The sequence below is a fragment of the Flavobacterium sp. 38-13 genome, from assembly GCF_001899155.1.
GTDB classification, from domain to species: domain Bacteria; phylum Bacteroidota; class Bacteroidia; order Flavobacteriales; family Flavobacteriaceae; genus Flavobacterium; species Flavobacterium lindanitolerans.
In genome coordinates, this window is sequence record NZ_MKVG01000019.1 from 211,345 (window position 1) to 230,155 (window position 18,811).

An 18,811-nucleotide genomic window follows, 5' to 3' on the forward strand; every position below is an offset into this window, starting at 1 on the left:
CACTGCACCACCCAGTAATGATGTCCCGAATTAAATTGGCGCTTATTCTCCTATTCCTTTTTCCGGCTTATTTTCTTTTTTCACAGGAGCAGAACAACAGTCTCCTGAATTCAGAAATCAGAAAAAAAGCCCTCGAAAACAGGGACAAGACTGATTTTTATAAAGCGCAGGCTTTCTTTTTAGAAAAAAACTGGGACTCTACACTGGTGTATTCTATGAAACAGCTGGCACATACCGGCAATCCGGAAATAGCCGATTATTGCCATTATTTCAGGGCATTCAGTTTCAAGAACAAAAGATTGCTTCAGGAAGCCAGAAAGGAATTTCTACAGATTTCTAAAAGATTCCGTTTTTATTATAAAGTCAGGCTCTATCTGGGCGAAATTGCCCTCGAAGAAAATAATTACGAACAGGCTATCCGTTATTTTAAAGAAATCGAAAATCTTCCGGAAACCGGTAATTATGATTTTAAAAGAGGTGTGGTCTATCACAATCTCGGGCTATGCTATCTGCATCTAAAAAAATATGAGCAGGCTGATGCCTATCTTTCTAAAGGCTCGGAAGTCATGCAGGCAGAAAAAGATACCCTCTCTCTGATAGGTTCGTATATGAATATTGCAAATCTTTACTACGAGCAATACAAAGACAATCTGGCTATTCCCTATTTTGAAAAGGCCTATTCCCTATCTAAAAAGATTAAAAATGTAGAATTAAAGCAGAATGCCGTACTGAATATGGCGGTTGTTGCAGAAAACAATAAAAATTTTCCTCTTGCCCTAACCTACAGAAAAGAATACGAAAGCTGGAGAGATTCTTTAAATGACCAGAATAAAGTGTGGGCAATTGCTGAACTGGAAAAGAAATTTACCGTCAGGCAAAAAGAAAAGGAAATTGGCATCCTGGAGGCTGAAAACAAGCTGAAAATAGCAGAAAGAAACGGTTTTTTCTATTCTTCTGTGCTATTGCTGGTTTTGTTTGGAACAGGTATTTATTTCTACAGGCAGAAAATAAAAAGCAACCGTATCATCCTTTCACAAAAAAACAAGCTGGATGAACTGAATGCTGCAAAAGACCAGCTTTTTTCAATCGTCAGCCATGACCTGCGCTCTTCTGTCAATGCATTAAAAACAAGTAATTCTAAGTTAGCAGAAAGCCTGGAAAGTAAAAATTTTGAAGCATTAGACAAACAGCTTCAAAGTAACAGTGCTATTGCCCACAGTTCCTATAATCTGCTTGACAATCTATTGCATTGGGCACTGCTCCAAACAAAACAGCTTTATTTCCACAAAGAATCAGTACACCTCTTTTCTGTCATACAGCAAATGGAATTCAATTACAAGCCGCTGATGCAGGAAAAAAATATCCATTTTGAAAATTTGGTTCCCAAAGCATTATTCGCCTGTGCCGATTTAAGTTCCTTAAAAATAATACTGCGAAACCTGATGGATAATGCCATCAAATTCTCCGGAGAAAATGGCCGGATAACAATTCATGGCAGTGCTTCCGAAGATTTTTGTACCTTGACCGTTGAAGATTCCGGACAGGGAATGAGTCAGGAAACAATCCGGCAGCTTCTGGAAGAATCAGCATTGGTGTCTAAAAAAGAAAATCCTGAAAAAAACGGAACCGGATTAGGCATGCAATTATGCTTGTCAATGGCACAGAAAAATGATGGGAAGTTACTTATTGAAAGTGAAGAAAATAAAGGTACAAAGATTAGTATTCAACTGTTAAAAGCAAAGAAAAATGAGTAAGGTAAACGTTTTAATTATTGAAGACACTCCGGCAGAAAGTGAGGCACTTGTCAAAGTACTCACGCAAAACAATTATGCTATTGCGGGCGTGGCTACAACCTTCAGTGATGCCTTGGCTTTATTTTATAAAAATACGGTCGATATTGTAATTATTGACGTTTTCCTGAACGGTTCACCGGAAGGCATTACGTTTGCAGAAACTATTAATATTACTCCTGATATTGCCCGTCCGTTTGTGTTTCTTACAAGCTCCAACGACCGCCAGATTTTCGAAAGGGCCAAACTCACAAAACCTTTCAGCTTTCTGCTAAAACCATTTAACGAATTGGAAATACTGTATGCTGTGGAAATGGCCGTTGAAAAATTTTATGAGCAGTCCAATGTCTTTCTAAGCGACGACCAGGACACCGTTCTCAGCACCGACTCCCTATTCATCAAGAAAAAAAACGCTTTAAAAAAGGTGTTGATTGATGATATCGTTTACATCGAAGTCGAAGAACGCTACTGCAATATCATTACGGAACATGAAAAATTCGTAATCATGATTTCCCTGACCAAAATCAGTGAACTTTTGGAAAAGAACAAGTTTGTCAAAACCCATAGAAATTATATCGTGAATGCTAATAAAATAGAAGAAATAGTTTTGCATGATAATCTGGTCATCTTAAAAGGAAATCATAAAGTAACCCTAAGCGAAAAACATAAAGATTTTATCAAAAAACTGAACATCCTGCGATAAGGTATTTTCTGCTTTTATTGTCATAGCTCTTCCCTCATCCGGAAGGGCTTTTTTTATTCCTTATTATCTTCATGCGCTGTTTTTTTATGGTTCATGTCAATAATTTCCCTACTCATATCATTTGTTTACTACAGCCTTGGAATGCCCAGTAATTTTAGTTCAGAATACAAAAGAAAGCTAGCGTCGATTGTTTCTGGGCTTATTTGAAAATCCCCCTTCCTAAATAACCTGCATGTGTTTACATGCCTATATCTAAACTGAATTAGGAATTTATTTTGAATAAGCCATTTATTAAAAACAGGGAAGCAAGCCGAAAAACCCTATAAAAGAGTAGGCAAACTGATACATAAATAACATGGCAAAAATAGCAAACGTAGAAAAAGTAGAAGAAGGTGCCGTTTATACCGGATATGACCATCTTACTGCTATGGAGTGGTGTACGCCCTCCTTTTTAGGTTGTAGCGCATGTATAAGCGCTAGTGCTGTCAACGGATTGGTAAGCATTACCATTAGTTTAAAGACACCTTTTGGTAATGTAAGCAAAAGTTTCAACTTTAATTCCAATGTAAACTACACCTGGCAGCCTTTCTCAAGATTTAAAATCTCTTTAAGCATCACTAACTTTAACGAAGCTGGTGGTGTTTTTAGTTTTGACTTAGGGCTACAGCCTTGTGTTGAAGTTCCATTCCTAGGATGGAAATGTTTTGACTACAGCCACCATTTTATTGTGCCATTGGCGCTTAATGGTATTGAAAATGATATAGACGACAGCCAATTTGCAAGCATCCTGGCATTGCATTCCGGAAATGATTTCAACGCTTCATGCGGTTGTGATGATAAAGGTTCTTCTTTATTGCAAGGCGACATCTACAACAACTACCTGAATAGCCAGGCTGGTTTTCCAACAATTCCGGTAACGCAGTGTTTACCAATTCCTACGGTTCAGTGTATTCCAACAGTAACTTCATGCATTACCGGAGTATCACCAATATGTGCTGCCCAGCAGGAAGCTAATCTTGGAGCTGGTTTTCCAACGATTCCGGTAACCCAATGTTTCCCTATCCCTACAGTTCAGTGTATTCCAACAGTAACTTCATGTATTACCGGGGTATCTCCTATTTGTGCTGCTCAGCAAAAAGCGAAACTTGGAGCTGAATTCCCAACGATTCCGGTAACGCAGTGCTTACCTATTCCTACAGTAAAGTGTATCCCAACTGTAACTTCATGTGTTACGGGAGTATCTCCAATATGTGCTGCACAGCAGGAAGCAAATCAAGGAGCTGGTTTTCCTACAATTCCGGTGACACAGTGTTTTCCAATTCCAACAGTACAGTGTATTCCAACTGTAACTTCATGTGTTACTGGAATATCTCCAATCTGTAGAGCTCAGGAAGCAAACCAGGGAGCGGGATTCCCAACGATTCCTGTCACACAATGCCTTCCAATTCCAACTGTAAAGTGTATCCCAACTGTAACTTCATGTGTTACCGGAATATCTCCAATCTGCAGAGCTCAGGAAGGACTTGTTGGCGCACCAGCCACTGAGAATATTCCAACTATCGTTACTCCACAGTGTTTGCCTACATTACCGCAATCCTGTTTTGCAACTAGTCCGGTTATATGCCGTCCTTTACCTACTATGCCAATCATGTGTCCTCCAACACATATGAGCGTTTGTTTCACAAATCCGGTGGCATGTCATTTAACCAACCAGGGCGGTAATGAGGGATTAAAAGCAGCCGTAGCGCCAACATTACCGGTAGATCAATGTATTCCAACCGTTGGTTGTATTCCAACAATATCTTGTATCCCTACAATTTCCTGTACCGGAATACCATTTATCTGTTAAGAATACTGTATTTCTTCATAAGCCGTGAGAATAAATCTTACGGCTTATTCTTATAAATCCTAAAAAAACTCCTATGCAGCTAATTCCAGAAAACGTGTACCACTACCTGCACAAAAGGCAGCTTATTGATGAGGAAGCCGTAGTAAGAGGGCATTTTATGGTACATCCGGTAAAAACCCGAAACACGATACTAAAGGTAATTGTAGAACCACATAATTCCCTTTTTGTAAAACAGACAGGAAACGATGCCGTGTCCAAAAGCCTTTTTTTACGGGAAATAAACGCTTATGATTTATTCAAAAACAGCCAGACATTTTCTGCTGTTGCTCCTGTTACTTCACATCTGTTAGAACATGATGATGAAAATAATGTGATGGTTTTTGAACTGTTGCACAACGCAAAAAACCTGACTGAATATTATATGCTCACTAAAAATTTTGACTTACATCTTGCCCGAGAGCAAGCCTCTATATTGGCTTTATGCCATATCCGACCTAAAGCTGAAACAGATACCTCCCTATTTCCAAAATTACTGCCATGGGTGTTGCAGCTTGACCGTCATACTGCCGATGCTTTTTTTACAAATAACGAAGCCAGTGCCTCTGCCATTCAACTGATTAAGGATAATCCGCTATTGCTAAATGCTTTGTCACAATTGGGTGCTACGTGGCAGTATACCCATCTGATTCATGGCGATATCAAATGGATTAATTTTCTGGCTATTGAAAACGAAAACGGAATCAGCCAGAGACTCATTGATTGGGAGTTGGCCGATATTGGTGACCCGATGTGGGATGTAGCCGGACTCCTGCAGTCTTATGTAGCAACTTGGCTGCTGGGATTTGACAACAATAACCCTTTCAGCAACAAACTGCCGGAACATATGAAATTTTATGACCTTAAAAATATGCAGCCATCGGCACAGGCCTTTATCTACCAATATATAGAAGAAAAGACAATTCCGGAGTCAGACCACCCGGCTTTTTTTACACGGTTGATGCAATTTACTGCTGCCAGAATCCTACAGACCAGTATTGAAGGAATCACTTTCAATACTAAAATTGAAGCCAATAATATGCGTTGCATCCAGCTTGCCTTCAACATCATGGAAAATCCTCTGGCTGCTTTAGAAGAATTATTCGACATTAAACTCTACCAATATGTTTAAAGATTCCGCCATCATAAAAGAACTAACCCAGCTCATCAATCAATTGGAGATTACATCTTCGCATATTATATTCAGGGGCAAACAATATGCTGTCACTCCGGATACTTTACAGGAATCACTTACCGGAATTCTGTATTCTGAATGTTATGCCCTTAAAGAATCCTACCAATCTGATTTGCTTCATAAGCCAAATTACTCCATTGAGAATGATGTTAATTTTATGAGATTGCTTTCCCAAAACAACCATAGCAAAGACCGGATTGAACAGGGCTGGCAGGTCAAAACCAATTATCCTGGCGGTTATGTAGAAGTTGTAAGGCAGGCAGAAAGCCATATTGTTCCATTAAATGCATTAAAAGAAACAGGCGGGCAAAACGTGGCCGTATTTTTCCCGAAAGAAGACCAACACCGGCAACCTACCTTTTATTATGTTTTTGGAAATCAAAATCTCGATTTTTCAAAAAATCTGGTTCGGGTGTATTGGAACATTATAAGTGAAGGCGCACCTGTGCTGATTGACAGTATTACCAAAAAGCTCAACCGCTACAATATTCCATTCCTTTTCAAATGCCTTAACCATCCACAGCTTTATTTCAGGCGCGATGCCGCTGTCTTGTATATTGAAGACACACTACAACACTTACTTGGCCAATTGCTTCCGGAAGTGTATGAAAATATAAAAGAATTTCTGGAAGAAGATGTACCTCTTTTTAGCTACCGCTACCAAAAAGGTATGGGCATGGCGGAAAATCCATCTTCACAGGAAAGTTTCGGGATGAACCGCATGGCTATTCTTGCCTCTGTACTTGCAAACTCGGTACCTAAAAACCCCGATGCAGGCACATTGCTTCAGGAAATCGCGACAGCTTTTCAGCAAAAAGGAATCCATCCCGAGACTACCTTTTTAAATAAAGGAACAAAAAAAGCATTCAATTAAAAAACAATCATGGAAACTATATCTAAAAACATCTTTCTGGAAACGGCATGGGAAATTGGCTGTCAATTGATGAAAAACAGCATCTGGCATGGAAATTCCTGTAATTGGCAAGGGTATTCCGTTGAATTTGTGGATGGTGTCTACCAGCCTATTATGAGAACTTTTGGAGCCGATTTGTATTCCGGAACTTCAGGAATTGCACTTTTTCTAACGGCATTATATGCTGAAAGAAAAGACCCAATCCTGCTCAAAACGATAGAAGGAAGTATTATACAAATACAAAACACTATCAATACTGTACCAGAACTTGGTTTTTATGCCGGAAAGCCCGGCATTGCCTCTGCCCTAATTCATATTGGAAAAGAATTGGACAGGGAAGATTGGATAGCATACGGAATCAACCTTCTTGACAGTGTCGTTCCCTCATCATTACAATCACATGAAGTCGATGTTATAAGTGGCGCAGCCGGAACGATTCCCGTGCTAATTGACGCTTATAAAGTTTTTCAAAAACAGGAACTTTTAGATAAAGCCATTACACTTGGCCATCTGTTATGCGACAGGGCGGTGAAAAATGAAACTGTATGGTCGTGGGCTACGGTTCCTTCTCCTAAAAACCTAACAGGATTTTCTCATGGTTCATCCGGGGTTGCCCTGGCCTTACTGCAATTGCATGAAATTACCGGAGAAGATTTTTTTTTAAAAGGAGCCGAAGGCGGTTTTAATTATGAAAGACAATCTTTTGATATCTCACAGCAAAACTGGCCTGATTTCAGGGACGGAGTTTCTACTACGGCTGCAAAAGTATGTGGATTAGCCTGGTGCCACGGAGCTCCGGGTATTGCTTTGTCAAGACTAAAAGCCAATCAGGCAAAAGCCGATGCTGTTTTTGTACAGGAAATGAATGTTGCCTTAAAAACGACTGCTTCAAGCATTTATCATGCGCTTACGGATAATCTAAATACCACAAATTACTCTTTATGTCACGGAATTGCAGGCAATGCGGAAATATTGCTGGATTGCGGCGGCGTTGAATACCATCAATTAGCAGAAGCTGTGGGAACTGCCGGTATCCAAAAATACCAGAAAAACCGGATTCCATGGCCGACCGGGCTTAACACCGGGCAATATACGCCAGGATTGATGATGGGAATTGCCGGAACAGGTTATTTCTATCTCCGTCTGTTTAATAAAAACAGGCACAAGACTTTTCTGGTTCCGGGGTTGCTAGATTAACAGTGACAGCTCTTTTTCCCCTAAGCTGTATGCAAAAAAATGCCTCTCAAATGAGAGGCATTTTTTATAATTTCCGGATATAGCTTCCGTAAAGGTCGTTAAACTGGTAGCCTTTGACAATTCTGTCTTTGCTCAGTTTGTTGTACTCCACCAATCCCCAAAGCACAAATTCTTTCATAAAGTAAATGTCTTCGGGTGCTACATCTGGCTGATATTTGGCTATCAATGCCCTAAGCGGAATAATAGAATCGAGCTGTTGCTTATATTCGGCATCAGTCGCATCATCCAAAAGTTCAAAGCCGCTTTCATTGAAAAACCAATCAATTGTATCTTTATAAGGGCTTTTTTCTTCCTGTTTTTCGAGCTTTTCTATTTTGGGAAAATACAGCGAAAAGAAAGTCTTGATGGCATCGCCAATCAAATGTTGGGCTACTGCTCCTGCTCCTTCCTGTTCGCCTTCATAAACCAATTCTACTTTTCCTGTAATGGCAGGAATAATTCCCATAAAATCAGAAAGCCTCAGTGTGGTTTTTTCAGCGCCTGTTTTTAAAGCCCTGCGTTCTGCTGTACTCAATAAGTTTTCAAAAGCCGTAATGCTCAATCGGGCACTTACGCCACTCTTGGCATCAACATACTCGCTTTCTCGGGCTTCAAAGCTAATCTGTTCCAGCAAATCTTTTGCCAGTGAAGGCACATGCACCAAATTGCTTTGGCGGCTGTCAAGATTGGATTCCTGTTCTGTAATTGTTCTTGCAATTTCGATACTTTCCGGATAATGCGTCAATATCTGCGAACCAATCCTGTCTTTTAGCGGTGTAACTATGCTTCCTCTGTTGGTATAATCTTCAGGGTTAGCAGTAAATATAAATTGCATATCCAAAGCCAAACGTACTTTAAATCCGCGTATCTGTATGTCTCCTTCCTGCAATATGTTGAAAAGTGCTACCTGAATTCTTGCCTGTAAATCCGGCAATTCATTGATAACAAAAATACAGCGGTTGGCTCTCGGTATCATCCCAAAATGGATAACCCGGTCATCCGCATACGATAGTTTCAGGTTAGCCGCTTTAATCGGGTCTACATCTCCTATAAGGTCGGCTACGGTTACATCTGGTGTGGCCAGCTTTTCAAAAAAGCGTTCGCTCCTGTGTATCCATTCTATGGGTGTGTTATCTCCCTGCTCTGCAATAAGGTCTTTGGCATATCTTGAAATAGGCTGTAACGGGTCGTCATTGATTTCGGAACCGGCTACAATTGGCATCCATTCATCCAATAAATTGACCATCAGTCGTGCCAGACGGGTTTTGGCCTGGCCGCGAAGTCCTAACAGATTAATATTATGGCGCGAAAGTATGGCTCTTTCCAATTCCGGTATAACGGAATCTTCATAACCATGTACACCTTGAAAAACGGTTTCTCCTTTGCTGATTTTTTCCCGAAGGTTGTTACGCAATTCGTCTTTTATGCTTTGGGTTTGGTATCCTGATTTTTTTAGTTCTCCCAGGGTTTTTATAGTTGCTGCTTTCATTTTTATTCTTACTCTTTTTATTAGGGATTCTTTTACTTCGTCTGTTATTTTATTCTCTTTTTCCTGTTGGTTTCGTAATCTTCAAAAATCATTTCGCCCAAACCTTTCAATCCCGTATAGAACGCCTTTCCTTGATTGGCTTCTGTAAAATAATTGACAAATTGCTGCAAATACGGGTCATTGGCAATCATAAAAGTCGTGATTGGAATATGCAGTTTTCTGGCCTGCTGTGCCATGGCATAACATTTATCAACAATATAATCATCCAGACCATAACTGTTCATATAATACGAACCGTCCCGTTCGCGTATGCAGCTTGGCTTACCATCGGTTATCATAAAAATCTGCTTGTTGGTATTTCGTTTTCTGCGCAACAAATCCATTGCCAGCTCTAATCCTGCCACTGTATTGGTATGGTATGGGCCTACTTTAAGATAAGGCAAATCTTTTATAGCAATTGGCCAGGCATCATTTCCAAACACCAATATATCGAGCGTGTCTTTCGGATATCGGGTAGTAATCAGTTCTGCCAGAGCCATCGCAACTTTTTTGGCCGGCGTGATACGGTCTTCTCCATACAAAATCATACTGTGGCTGATATCAATCATCAACACGGTACTCATCTGTGCCTTGAATTGGGCATCTTCCACCACCAAATCATCTTCCGTCAGTTTAAAACTTTCGATACCATTATTGACCTGGGCATTTTTCAGGCTTTCCGTCAAAGAAATTCGTTCGAGGCTGTCTCCAAAATGAAATTCCCTGAATTCTCCGGTATGCTCGTCTCCGCTTCCTGAATATTTTGTTTTGTGGTTTCCTGAACCGCTTCGTTTCAGATTTCCAAAAATCTGTTCAAGTGCCTGCTGGCGTATGGCTCGTTCTGTTTTTGACGTAATGGCCAGGCCGCCAGAACCGTCATCTTTTATTTCTTCCCGTATGTATCCTTTTTTCTTAAGGTCTTCGATAAAGTCATCAATAGTATAGCTTGAATCTGTCAGTTTATATTCCTTGTCCAGTTCACGAAGCCAATCTATCGCTTCGTCAAAATCGCCTGAAGTGTGCGTTATTAGTTCTTTGAAAATTTCGAAGAGTTTATCAAAAGGAGACAAATCTGGAGCTTCGTATTTTTTGAATAAGAAGCCTTTTCTTTTATTAGTTTCCATAGATGATAAAATTACTATTTAATCAAATGTGATGGTTTGGGCACGGTATTAATTTTTAGTTAAAATGAAAGCCTGCTCCTATCGGATTGTTGACAAGTATTGATGATAATTTTTGGTTGCATTTGAAATTGAAATAGCTTTGCAGTTCATCCAAAGATTTATGACCGATTATATTCACGACCAGAATTACGCTAATGAAGTTTATACAGAAGATGCTTTCAACCTGAAAGAATTTGAAGTTTGCCATTTTTCTAACTGCGATTTTACACGCTGTAATTTTATCGGGGTCACTTTTACGGATTGTACTTTTACCAACTGTGATTTTAGTGGTGCCCGAATCAATCATGTCGCTTTCAGGGGAGTGAATTTTATCGATTGTCAGGTATTGGATGTCAATTTTTCGATGTGCGACAGGTTGATTTTTGAAATCCATTTCAAAGACTGTATCCTGGATTTCTGCAAATTCTATGACCTGACCATGAAAGGCACAACGTTTAGCAATTGCAGTATGATAGCGCTTGATTTTATGAATACTGATTTAACCAACGTTTTGTTTGACCATTGCAACCTGCATAAGACTGTTTTTTCCAACACAACAGCTATCAAGGCTGATTTCACGACAAGCTATAATTTTTCTATTGACCCGGAAAAGAACAAAATCAAAAAAGCCAGCTTTTCATTAGCCGGCCTTAAGGGTTTATTGCAAAAACACGAATTGATTATCAAAGAGTAATTATCCGTGTATGGTTTCTTTCTTGCCATATTTTGCGATGACGGTCGCTTCAAATTCAAGCCATTCCTTCCAACGTTTTTCTACATCAATTCCCTGTCCATACTTTCGGGCATAGGAAATAAATGTAGTATAATGTCCGGCTTCGCTTTCCATCAGGTCGCGGTAAAATTTTGAAAGTTCCTCGTCATTGATATTTTCCGAAAGCACTTTAAAACGCTCACAGCTTCGGGCTTCAATCATGGCCGAAAAAAGCATTCTTTCTACAAATCCGGACACACGGCTTCCGGTATTACTGCGTTTCATATATTGCGCCAGCTCTCCAACATATTCATCTTTACGTTCGCGTCCCAGCTTTAATCCACGCTTCTTGATGATTTCATGAACCATTTCAAAATGCTCAATTTCTTCTTTAGCCAGGGCCAGCATATCCGTTACCAAATCCGGATATTCTGAATTGATTGTAATAATTGTAATAGCATTAGACGCTGCCTTTTGTTCGCACCAGGCATGGTCTGTCAGTATCTCTTCAATATTGGTTTCAACAATGTTCACCCATCTTGGGTCTGTTGGCAATTTTAAACGTAGCATTGACATAGCGAATAATTTAGGTTGCAAATTTAGGGATTTGTTTTTGAAGGTGCTAAGATACTAAGGCTCTAAGTGGCTTAGAAACTTATAAAAACATCAAAAGGAACCCGATAATGAACGGATTCCTTCTGCCTACTAAACTCAATACAAATTTAATTTTTGATTTTTTGATTTGATGATGATTGAAACTCTGCTGATGAGGCAGTTTTTTTTAGGATTTTACAGGCTTTACTGCATCTTTAAGATTCTGATTTGCGGAATCAAAATTGTAGTATACGGCACTGCTATTCGGTTTCAGGTATTTTGTTGGCTTAGTATATGTATTCCCGATAACTGCTTCACCATAGAAAATAATATTATCGCTGTTAAGCTTGTAAGACGGGTTATTCAAATTGGCAATGGCTTTTTCTTTGATTACAACCGGAATAATCTGGCCATTTATACTATTGGGAACATCGGTACTTCCTGTTTTTTGTCCCCAGTTTTCTTTATAAACCTTTAAAAGACTGTCTTTACTAAACTTTATTTTTTGCAAGTCCAGTTGTTTTATCTTTTTGATTTCAATCATTTCTGCTTTTTTCAGCTTAAACTTAGCTTTCTGGTCTATCAGCCACAAATCTCTTTTTTCTTTCAGTGCATCAGCCTGTACCATTTTTTCAACCAGAAGCTTATCTTTTTCTTTCATTTTAATTACAAGAAGCTCGTCATTCTCTTTTAATTTTTTAACAAGAGCATTATCGGCTTTTATCTTATCGGTAATAACACAAATTCCTGATTTTTGTGCTTCTTCAAACGTCATTGGCCTAACAATCTGATAGGTAGTACCAACAGATTTTCTGTCTTTTTCTGCCTGAATCATTGCTTTTTCATGCTCTTCCATAGCCTTTTTGTGCTTTTTCATAGCTTTTTCGTGTTCCTTCCAGACTTTTTTATCTTCTTTTCGGACTTTTTCATGCTCCTTCATAGCTATTCCATGCTTCTTCATGGCCTTATCATGTTCCTCCATGGCAATTCCATGTTCTTTCATTGCCTTATCATGCTCCTCCATGGCAATTCCATATTCTTTCATTGCAATTTCATGTTCCTTTTTAGCCTTTTCAAATTCAACTTGTGCCTGTAAAGCTTCAGCCTCATATTGTTTGGCTTCATCATCAGATAGTGTACCTTGTTGTTGGGCTTTTTGGGCTTCAGCTTTTGCTGTTTCAGCCTTTACCTTTGCCGCTTCCGCCTCAACTTTTGCTATTTCGGCTGCTTTATGTGCCTCTTGTGCTGCAATTTCTGCCTGTCGGATTTCCTCTCCCTCAGACAGCTTAGCTCTTGTAAGGCCTTTCAGATATGCAATTTCAACCTTATTTTCCTTTTCGGCTGTTTTAGCTGTCGTTGCCTTCGTATTGGAACAAGCCAAAGAAAAGGTTAGCATGATAATAATACACACTGACAGAAAAGTCTTTTCAACAGTATTCAGCGACTTATTATTATCCTGGATGATGCGTTTTGCTCTGGCCAAAAGCTGGTTCTTGTTTTTTCCAAAACCCAATGCCAATTCGTTCTGCTTCATATTGTATTCCTGAAAAGAAACCAAAGCATGAATGAACTTCGATTTGCTTTGCGTGATTGTAACGGCAATATCATCGCAGCAGTTTTCTCTTTCATCTTTGATTAATGAAGATATCCAAAGAACACCCGGATTAAAGAAAAATAAGATTTCGGCAAAGCTTTGTAACAGATTAATAAAATAATCTTTACGTCTGATATGCGCCAGTTCATGCAATAATATCGCTTCTATCTGGTCTTGCGGAAGATGGGAAAGCAATCCTACAGGAACCAATATGATAGGCTTAAAAAAACCTGTAACCGAAGGTACTTTCACCAACTGCGATTCTAAAAGCACAATCGGTTTGCTGATGCCTAATTTCTTGCTCAGGTCTGCCACTTTGCTGCTCCAAAATTCAGGTGCATTATGAACTTTATAGTTTCGTATTCTGTAAACATGGGTCAGATTTCTGAAAATTCCGAAGCATTTTATGGCAAAAATCAGGAACCAGACTACTACAATTGTTGTTGCATATTGGTTAAGATAGCTTATGCTTTCTTCGAAATAATCGGGAGCAATTGCTGACGGGCCCGTAAATGTATTTTGCAATTCCGGATTTGTTACGGCAATCATTATTGCATCCGGTTCTATGGCAATTTCCTGATGGTATTCGTAATTAAATGTAAAACCAACTGCTATTAAAAACATCACGAACAATCCTGACAGCACATTATAACGAATCGCTGCTTTGGATTTTCTTGTAAACACTATAACCAATCCGGCTAAAATGGCCAGAACCAATCCTTGCCACACTGAATGTATCAGTGTCCAGGAGATTGCCTTCAATATGTTTTCATTGGGCATAATCATAGTCTGAATTTTTAAGTTGTTATTTTTTCTTGTCTAACTTATCCAAAAGGCTTCGAATCTCTTCGATTTCTTCCTGGGTTGTTTTTTTATTGCCGAGCAGCTGCATTACCAGACTACTGCTGGAACCATTATAAAGCGCATCGACAAATTTTTCCAAAAGAAATCCTTTTGTTTTCTTTTCTTCTATTGCCGGACTGTAGACGTGCTTCATTTGAGTCTTATCGCTAACAAGCATTCCTTTTTCAGTCATAATCTGCATCAATTTTAAGGTTGATGTATACTGAACGGCTCTTTTTTGCTCGTTAAGCTGGTCGTTTACAAATCGTACAGTCGAAGGACCAAACTGCCATAAGACTTGTAAAATTTCTAATTCTGATTTTGTGGGTTCTGCCTGCATATCCTGTCTATTTAATTTTTACGGCCTCAGAACGGACTGAGAGCTCTGGTTGTGTAACAATATATTTTGAAATTTTATTATTCTCTGCTACAAATTCATAGAAAACTTCGGGTTGGTAACCGTCAGCCAAAAATTTATTTTCTGAAATTGGAATCAGTTCCAGCTTTTGTTCTGCATTGAGCTTTGTGTAAAGCTTTCCTTTTTCAAAAAGCAATTCCCTTTCATTTCCTTTCTCCGTTTTATAAATTCCTACTATTTCTTCCATTTTTTTCTTATCTGCCTTATAAATTGGCTCAAAGAGGATGTTCCTGATTTCAGCTTGAGGAATTTTCGTGTTTTGGTTCATTGCATTTTGAAGTATAATTATAGTGCAATTGCGGTCCAGATAGCGGGCAATATAAGTTACATAGCCTGACCAACCGCCACTATGGGATGCTATTTTCCCATACAGGCTGCTTGTCGAAACTTTCCATCCAAAACCATAATTGGTTGCTTTGCCGCTTTGGGTAGGATACGAACTAAAAATCAATTCTTTGTCCTGCTTATTGACCAACTTATCCGTATATAATGCCTGGTCCCATAACAGCAGGTCGGTTGTAGTCGAATTAACCATACCATCGCCAACGATTCCGTCAAGATAAATTGTAAAATAATCTTTGCTGATTTCATCTGGTGTGACTAGTCTTTTAAGACTGTCCGAATAAATATATCCTTTGGTGACATCTTTGACTTTTTCAGGCTTAAACCATCTTCTGTAAACTCTTGTATCGTTCATTTTTAATGGTTTGAAAATGTTTTCCGCCAAATAATCGCCATAACTTTTCCCGGATGCCTTTTCTATGATACTGGCCAATAAGGCATAACCCGTATTGCTGTATTCATGTTTTTCGCCCGGTTTAAATACAACCGGAGGCTTCTTTTTAACGAACAGGTCAATAATGGTTTGGTTGGTAGCAAAACCATCGTGATTTTCTTCCTGACTCATAAGCTCCATATAATCCGGAAGTCCTCCGGTATGCACCAGAAGGTTTTTAATCGTAATGTCATTGTACATTGACAATTCCGGTAAAAATTTGCTGATGGGGTCGTCATACGAAAGTTTCCCTTGCTTTTGCAACAGAACAATTCCCATTGCGGTAAATTGCTTGGAAACGGAAGCCAGTTCAAAAACCGACTTGCCGGTCAGTTTTTCCTTTGCCTTGATGTCGGAATAACCGAACGATTTCTGATAAATGACCTTGCCCTTTTCTGCAATCAGGACATTGCCGTTAAATGAGCCATCGTTTACAGCAGATTGGAACAGACTATCCAACTTTTCAGTTTTAGTCTGCGCTACTGCAACCTGCAAAAAAAAGATGGCAGAGATTGTGATTAGTTTTACCATTTGATTGATGATGATAGTTATTAAATAAACAATTATTTATTTTGATTAAACCAAAGGTAGGAAATTTTTCGTACGAAAATATTATTAGCCTATTTTTTTTCAAAAAAATTTTTATCCAATAAAAAAGCCCATACAAAATGTATGGGCTTAGTCCTATTTTTTGACTTGTGATTAATAAACAAAAATGGGTCTTTCGCTCATCATTTCGTTTACTTCATCAGCAATCTGCTCTAAAAGTTCTTCATTGGTATGGTCCTGAATCACTCTGTCCATTAAATCAACAATGGTTTCCATATCTGCCTCTACCAATCCTCTGGTTGTGATTGCAGCAGTTCCTACGCGAATACCGGAAGTAACAAACGGAGATTTATCATCAAACGGAACCATGTTTTTGTTTACAGTGATTTCAGCTTTTACCAATGCATTTTCGGCTTCTTTACCTGAAATATTTTTATTTCTAAGGTCAATCAGCATCATGTGGTTGTCTGTACCTCCGGAAATGATATTATAACCTCTTTTTACAAAAGCGGCTGCCATTGCTTTGGCATTTTTCTGCAACTGTCTTGCATAAGTAAAAAACTCATCAGACAAAGCTTCTCCAAAAGCGACAGCTTTAGCTGCAATGATGTGCTCTAACGGACCTCCTTGGTTTCCAGGAAAAACGGCAGCATCCAATAAAGACGACATCATTCTGATTTCACCTTTTGGTGTTTTGATACCGAATGGGTTTTCAAAATCTTTCCCCATCAGAATCATACCACCACGTGGTCCTCTTAATGTTTTGTGGGTAGTTGTGGTTACAATATGGCAATGCGGAATCGGGTCGTTCATCAATCCTTTGGCAATCAATCCGGCCGGATGCGAAATATCGGCCATCAAAATAGCACCAACGCTATCGGCAATTTCTCTAAAACGGGCAAAATCCATATCACGGGAATAGGCCGAAGCACCTGCGATAATCAATTTTGGTTGTTCTTTAGTAGCAACTTCCTGAATTTTATCATAGTTCAGCAATCCTGTTTCTTGGTCAACGCCATAAAATACAGGGTGGTATAATTTACCTGAAAAGTTTACCGGAGAACCGTGCGTCAGGTGGCCACCATGGGAAAGGTCAAAACCCAGAATCTTATCTCCAGGCTTTAAGCAGGCATGGTAAACCGATGCATTAGCCTGTGACCCGGAATGCGGCTGTACGTTGGCATATTCAGCACCAAACAAAGCTTTTGCCCTGTCAATCGCAATCTGTTCGATCACGTCTACTACTTCACAGCCACCATAGTATCTTTTACCGGGATAGCCTTCAGCATATTTATTAGTTAGTATTGAACCTGCCGCTTCAAGCACTTGGTCACTTACAAAGTTCTCGGAAGCAATCAGTTCCAATCCGTGGATTTGTCTGTCTTGTTCTTCTAATATTAAGTCAAAAATTTGTTCGTCGCGTAGCATTTGATAATTTTTTGTTAATTTGAGGACAAAAATACAAAAAGCGTTTGTTAAAATGCCATATAACGATATATTTGATACTTGATTTATAAACAAATAAACTAACAATAATAATGCCTATAACAGCAAACGACCCAAATAGGAAATCATGGCTGGAAGTACCACAAGACAGCGATTTTCCTATACAGAATATACCTTTTGGAGTTTTCCTTACTAAAGATGATGTAGTCACAATCGGAACAAGGATTGGTGACTATGCCATTGACCTTGGTGCCCTACAGCAATTGAACTATTTTGAAGGAATTGACCTGACTGACGATATGTTCATGCAGGACACTCTAAACGATTTTATCTCTGACGGAAAAAAAACATGGCGATTGGTAAGAAACAGGATTGCCGATATTTTTGACGCTACCAATTCCGAACTAAGAGATAATGAAAAACACAGAGAAACGGTTATCTTTAAGATAGAAGATGTTGAAATGCAACTGCCGGTATTGATTGGTGATTATACTGATTTCTATTCCAGCAGAGAACATGCTACCAACGTTGGAAAAATGTTCCGCGACCCTGAAAATGCCCTGCTTCCTAACTGGCTTCACATTCCTGTAGGCTATCACGGAAGAAGCTCAACCATTGTCCCTTCCGGAATTCCTGTTCACAGACCAATGGGACAGACTTTGCCTAATGGTGAAACGACTCCTGTATTTGGACCGTCAAGATTGGTTGATTTTGAATTGGAAACTGCTTTCATTACGACCGATGCCAATATTATGGGAGAAAATATCCCGGTACATGAAGCGGAAGATTATATTTTCGGGATGGTTCTTTTGAACGACTGGAGTGCCAGGGATATCCAAAAGTGGGAATATGTCCCACTAGGACCATTCCTTGCAAAAAACTTCGCCTCTTCTATTTCACCCTGGATTGTAACTATGGATGCTTTGGAGCCTTTCCGTACAAAAGGTCCAAATCAAGACCCTATGCCGCTGCCTTACTTACAGGAAAAAGGCAAGAAAACTTTTGACATTAATCTCGAAGTTTCCCTACAGCCGGAAAATGCAGAACCTACAGTTATTTCAAAATCAAACTTTAAGTACATGTACTGGAGTATGAGCCAGCAATTGGCGCACCACACTTCTAACGGCTGCCGTGTCAATTCAGGCGATATGATGGGCTCCGGAACTATTTCCGGTCCTACACCTGACAGTTTCGGCTCAATGTTGGAATTGACCTGGGGCGGAAAAAATCCGCTTACTATGAGCGACGGTACGGAACGTAAGTTCATTAATGATGGCGATACGGTCATTATGAAAGGCTATTGCAAAAAAGACAATGTCAGAATTGGATTTGGTGAGGTTTCCAGCAAATTGCTACCTCCTTTTTTCAGAAAATAACAGACACTCTATATTTTACAAAAGCTCCGGTATTCCGGGGCTTTTTTGTTTTGGTACCCAAAGCAGAAAACACTTTGAAAAAAGATATATA

The 18,811-nt window shown here is 39.3% G+C and carries 15 protein-coding genes; 8 read left to right on the forward strand and 7 right to left on the reverse strand.

Annotated features, from left to right (window positions below):
- Positions 1-20: 20 nt before the first annotated feature.
- The 6 genes from BGO88_RS14260 (at position 21) to BGO88_RS14285 (ending at position 7,683) form a co-directional block, all read left to right on the forward strand.
- The gene (locus tag BGO88_RS14260; protein ID WP_286707315.1) at positions 21-1,754 is read left to right on the forward strand and encodes an ATP-binding protein; all 1,734 of its coding nucleotides are present in this window, start codon (positions 21-23) and stop codon (positions 1,752-1,754) included.
- A complete protein-coding gene (locus BGO88_RS14265) occupies positions 1,747-2,493 on the forward strand; it encodes a LytR/AlgR family response regulator transcription factor (protein ID WP_286707316.1) in 747 nt (248 codons plus the stop codon). Before BGO88_RS14260 ends, BGO88_RS14265 begins: the two co-directional genes overlap by 8 nt.
- Before the next feature lie 355 nt (positions 2,494-2,848).
- Positions 2,849-4,342, forward strand: coding sequence for a hypothetical protein (locus tag BGO88_RS14270; RefSeq protein WP_286707317.1), 1,494 nt, complete (start codon positions 2,849-2,851; stop codon positions 4,340-4,342).
- Between the two features lie 73 nt (positions 4,343-4,415).
- Positions 4,416-5,510 (forward strand): phosphotransferase family protein, encoded by a 1,095-nt coding sequence (locus BGO88_RS14275; protein WP_286707318.1) that lies wholly within the window; start codon positions 4,416-4,418, stop codon positions 5,508-5,510.
- Positions 5,503-6,447 carry a T3SS effector HopA1 family protein gene (locus BGO88_RS14280; RefSeq protein ID WP_286707319.1) on the forward strand — a complete coding sequence of 315 codons (945 nt, stop codon included), beginning with the start codon at positions 5,503-5,505 and terminating at the stop codon, positions 6,445-6,447. The genes BGO88_RS14275 and BGO88_RS14280 overlap by 8 nt, the downstream gene beginning before the upstream one ends.
- Before the next feature lie 9 nt (positions 6,448-6,456).
- Positions 6,457-7,683, forward strand: coding sequence for a lanthionine synthetase LanC family protein (locus tag BGO88_RS14285; protein WP_286707320.1), 1,227 nt, complete (start codon positions 6,457-6,459; stop codon positions 7,681-7,683).
- A gap of 64 nt (positions 7,684-7,747) precedes the next feature.
- Here BGO88_RS14285 and BGO88_RS14290 read toward each other — a convergent pair whose 3' ends face one another.
- Together BGO88_RS14290 and BGO88_RS14295 are read right to left on the reverse strand one after the other, a co-directional pair.
- On the reverse strand, positions 7,748-9,211 hold the full coding sequence (locus tag BGO88_RS14290) for an AAA family ATPase (protein WP_286707321.1): 1,464 nt from the start codon (positions 9,209-9,211) through the stop codon (positions 7,748-7,750).
- Between the two features lie 44 nt (positions 9,212-9,255).
- Entirely contained in the window at positions 9,256-10,374 is a 1,119-nt protein-coding gene (locus tag BGO88_RS14295) for a vWA domain-containing protein (RefSeq protein ID WP_056065973.1), read from the reverse strand.
- 160 nt (positions 10,375-10,534) lie between these two features.
- On the opposite strand from BGO88_RS14295, the gene BGO88_RS14300 reads away from it, so the two are divergent.
- A complete protein-coding gene (locus tag BGO88_RS14300) occupies positions 10,535-11,107 on the forward strand; it encodes a pentapeptide repeat-containing protein (protein ID WP_056065971.1) in 573 nt (190 codons plus the stop codon).
- Here the strand turns inward: BGO88_RS14300 and BGO88_RS14305 are convergent, their stop codons facing one another.
- The 5 genes from BGO88_RS14305 to glyA all read right to left on the reverse strand — a co-directional run bounded on the left by BGO88_RS14305 (position 11,108) and on the right by glyA (position 17,326).
- The gene (locus BGO88_RS14305; protein WP_056065968.1) at positions 11,108-11,695 is read right to left on the reverse strand and encodes a MiaE family protein; all 588 of its coding nucleotides are present in this window, start codon (positions 11,693-11,695) and stop codon (positions 11,108-11,110) included.
- Positions 11,696-11,906: 211 nt separating this feature from the next.
- Entirely contained in the window at positions 11,907-14,099 is a 2,193-nt protein-coding gene (locus BGO88_RS14310) for a M56 family metallopeptidase (protein WP_286707322.1), read from the reverse strand.
- A 19-nt stretch (positions 14,100-14,118) separates the two neighbouring features.
- Complete coding sequence (locus BGO88_RS14315) at positions 14,119-14,496, reverse strand: BlaI/MecI/CopY family transcriptional regulator (protein WP_101472247.1); 378 nt, start codon at positions 14,494-14,496, stop codon at positions 14,119-14,121.
- Positions 14,497-14,503: 7 nt separating this feature from the next.
- Positions 14,504-15,880, reverse strand: coding sequence for a serine hydrolase domain-containing protein (locus BGO88_RS14320; RefSeq protein ID WP_277013936.1), 1,377 nt, complete (start codon positions 15,878-15,880; stop codon positions 14,504-14,506).
- A 171-nt stretch (positions 15,881-16,051) separates the two neighbouring features.
- Positions 16,052-17,326 (reverse strand): serine hydroxymethyltransferase, encoded by a 1,275-nt coding sequence (glyA, locus tag BGO88_RS14325; protein ID WP_056065956.1) that lies wholly within the window; start codon positions 17,324-17,326, stop codon positions 16,052-16,054.
- A 110-nt stretch (positions 17,327-17,436) separates the two neighbouring features.
- Between glyA and fahA the strand changes: the two genes are divergently transcribed.
- Entirely contained in the window at positions 17,437-18,720 is a 1,284-nt protein-coding gene (gene fahA, locus BGO88_RS14330; protein WP_056065952.1) for a fumarylacetoacetase, read from the forward strand.
- Positions 18,721-18,811 lie beyond the last annotated feature (91 nt).

Bases quoted from the DNA above. Each gene is read 5' to 3' on its own strand.
- BGO88_RS14260 (WP_286707315.1), top strand. From the start codon at position 21: ATGTCCCGAATTAAATTGGCGCTTATTCTCCTATTCCTTTTTCCGGCT.
- BGO88_RS14265 (WP_286707316.1), top strand. From the start codon at position 1,747: ATGAGTAAGGTAAACGTTTTAATTATTGAAGACACTCCGGCAGAAAGT.
- BGO88_RS14270 (WP_286707317.1), top strand. From the start codon at position 2,849: ATGGCAAAAATAGCAAACGTAGAAAAAGTAGAAGAAGGTGCCGTTTAT.
- BGO88_RS14275 (WP_286707318.1), top strand. From the start codon at position 4,416: ATGCAGCTAATTCCAGAAAACGTGTACCACTACCTGCACAAAAGGCAG.
- BGO88_RS14280 (WP_286707319.1), top strand. From the start codon at position 5,503: ATGTTTAAAGATTCCGCCATCATAAAAGAACTAACCCAGCTCATCAAT.
- BGO88_RS14285 (WP_286707320.1), top strand. From the start codon at position 6,457: ATGGAAACTATATCTAAAAACATCTTTCTGGAAACGGCATGGGAAATT.
- BGO88_RS14290 (WP_286707321.1), bottom strand. From the start codon at position 9,211: ATGAAAGCAGCAACTATAAAAACCCTGGGAGAACTAAAAAAATCAGGA.
- BGO88_RS14295 (WP_056065973.1), bottom strand. From the start codon at position 10,374: ATGGAAACTAATAAAAGAAAAGGCTTCTTATTCAAAAAATACGAAGCT.
- BGO88_RS14300 (WP_056065971.1), top strand. From the start codon at position 10,535: ATGACCGATTATATTCACGACCAGAATTACGCTAATGAAGTTTATACA.
- BGO88_RS14305 (WP_056065968.1), bottom strand. From the start codon at position 11,695: ATGCTACGTTTAAAATTGCCAACAGACCCAAGATGGGTGAACATTGTT.
- BGO88_RS14310 (WP_286707322.1), bottom strand. From the start codon at position 14,099: ATGATTATGCCCAATGAAAACATATTGAAGGCAATCTCCTGGACACTG.
- BGO88_RS14315 (WP_101472247.1), bottom strand. From the start codon at position 14,496: ATGCAGGCAGAACCCACAAAATCAGAATTAGAAATTTTACAAGTCTTA.
- BGO88_RS14320 (WP_277013936.1), bottom strand. From the start codon at position 15,880: ATGGTAAAACTAATCACAATCTCTGCCATCTTTTTTTTGCAGGTTGCA.
- glyA (WP_056065956.1), bottom strand. From the start codon at position 17,326: ATGCTACGCGACGAACAAATTTTTGACTTAATATTAGAAGAACAAGAC.
- fahA (WP_056065952.1), top strand. From the start codon at position 17,437: ATGCCTATAACAGCAAACGACCCAAATAGGAAATCATGGCTGGAAGTA.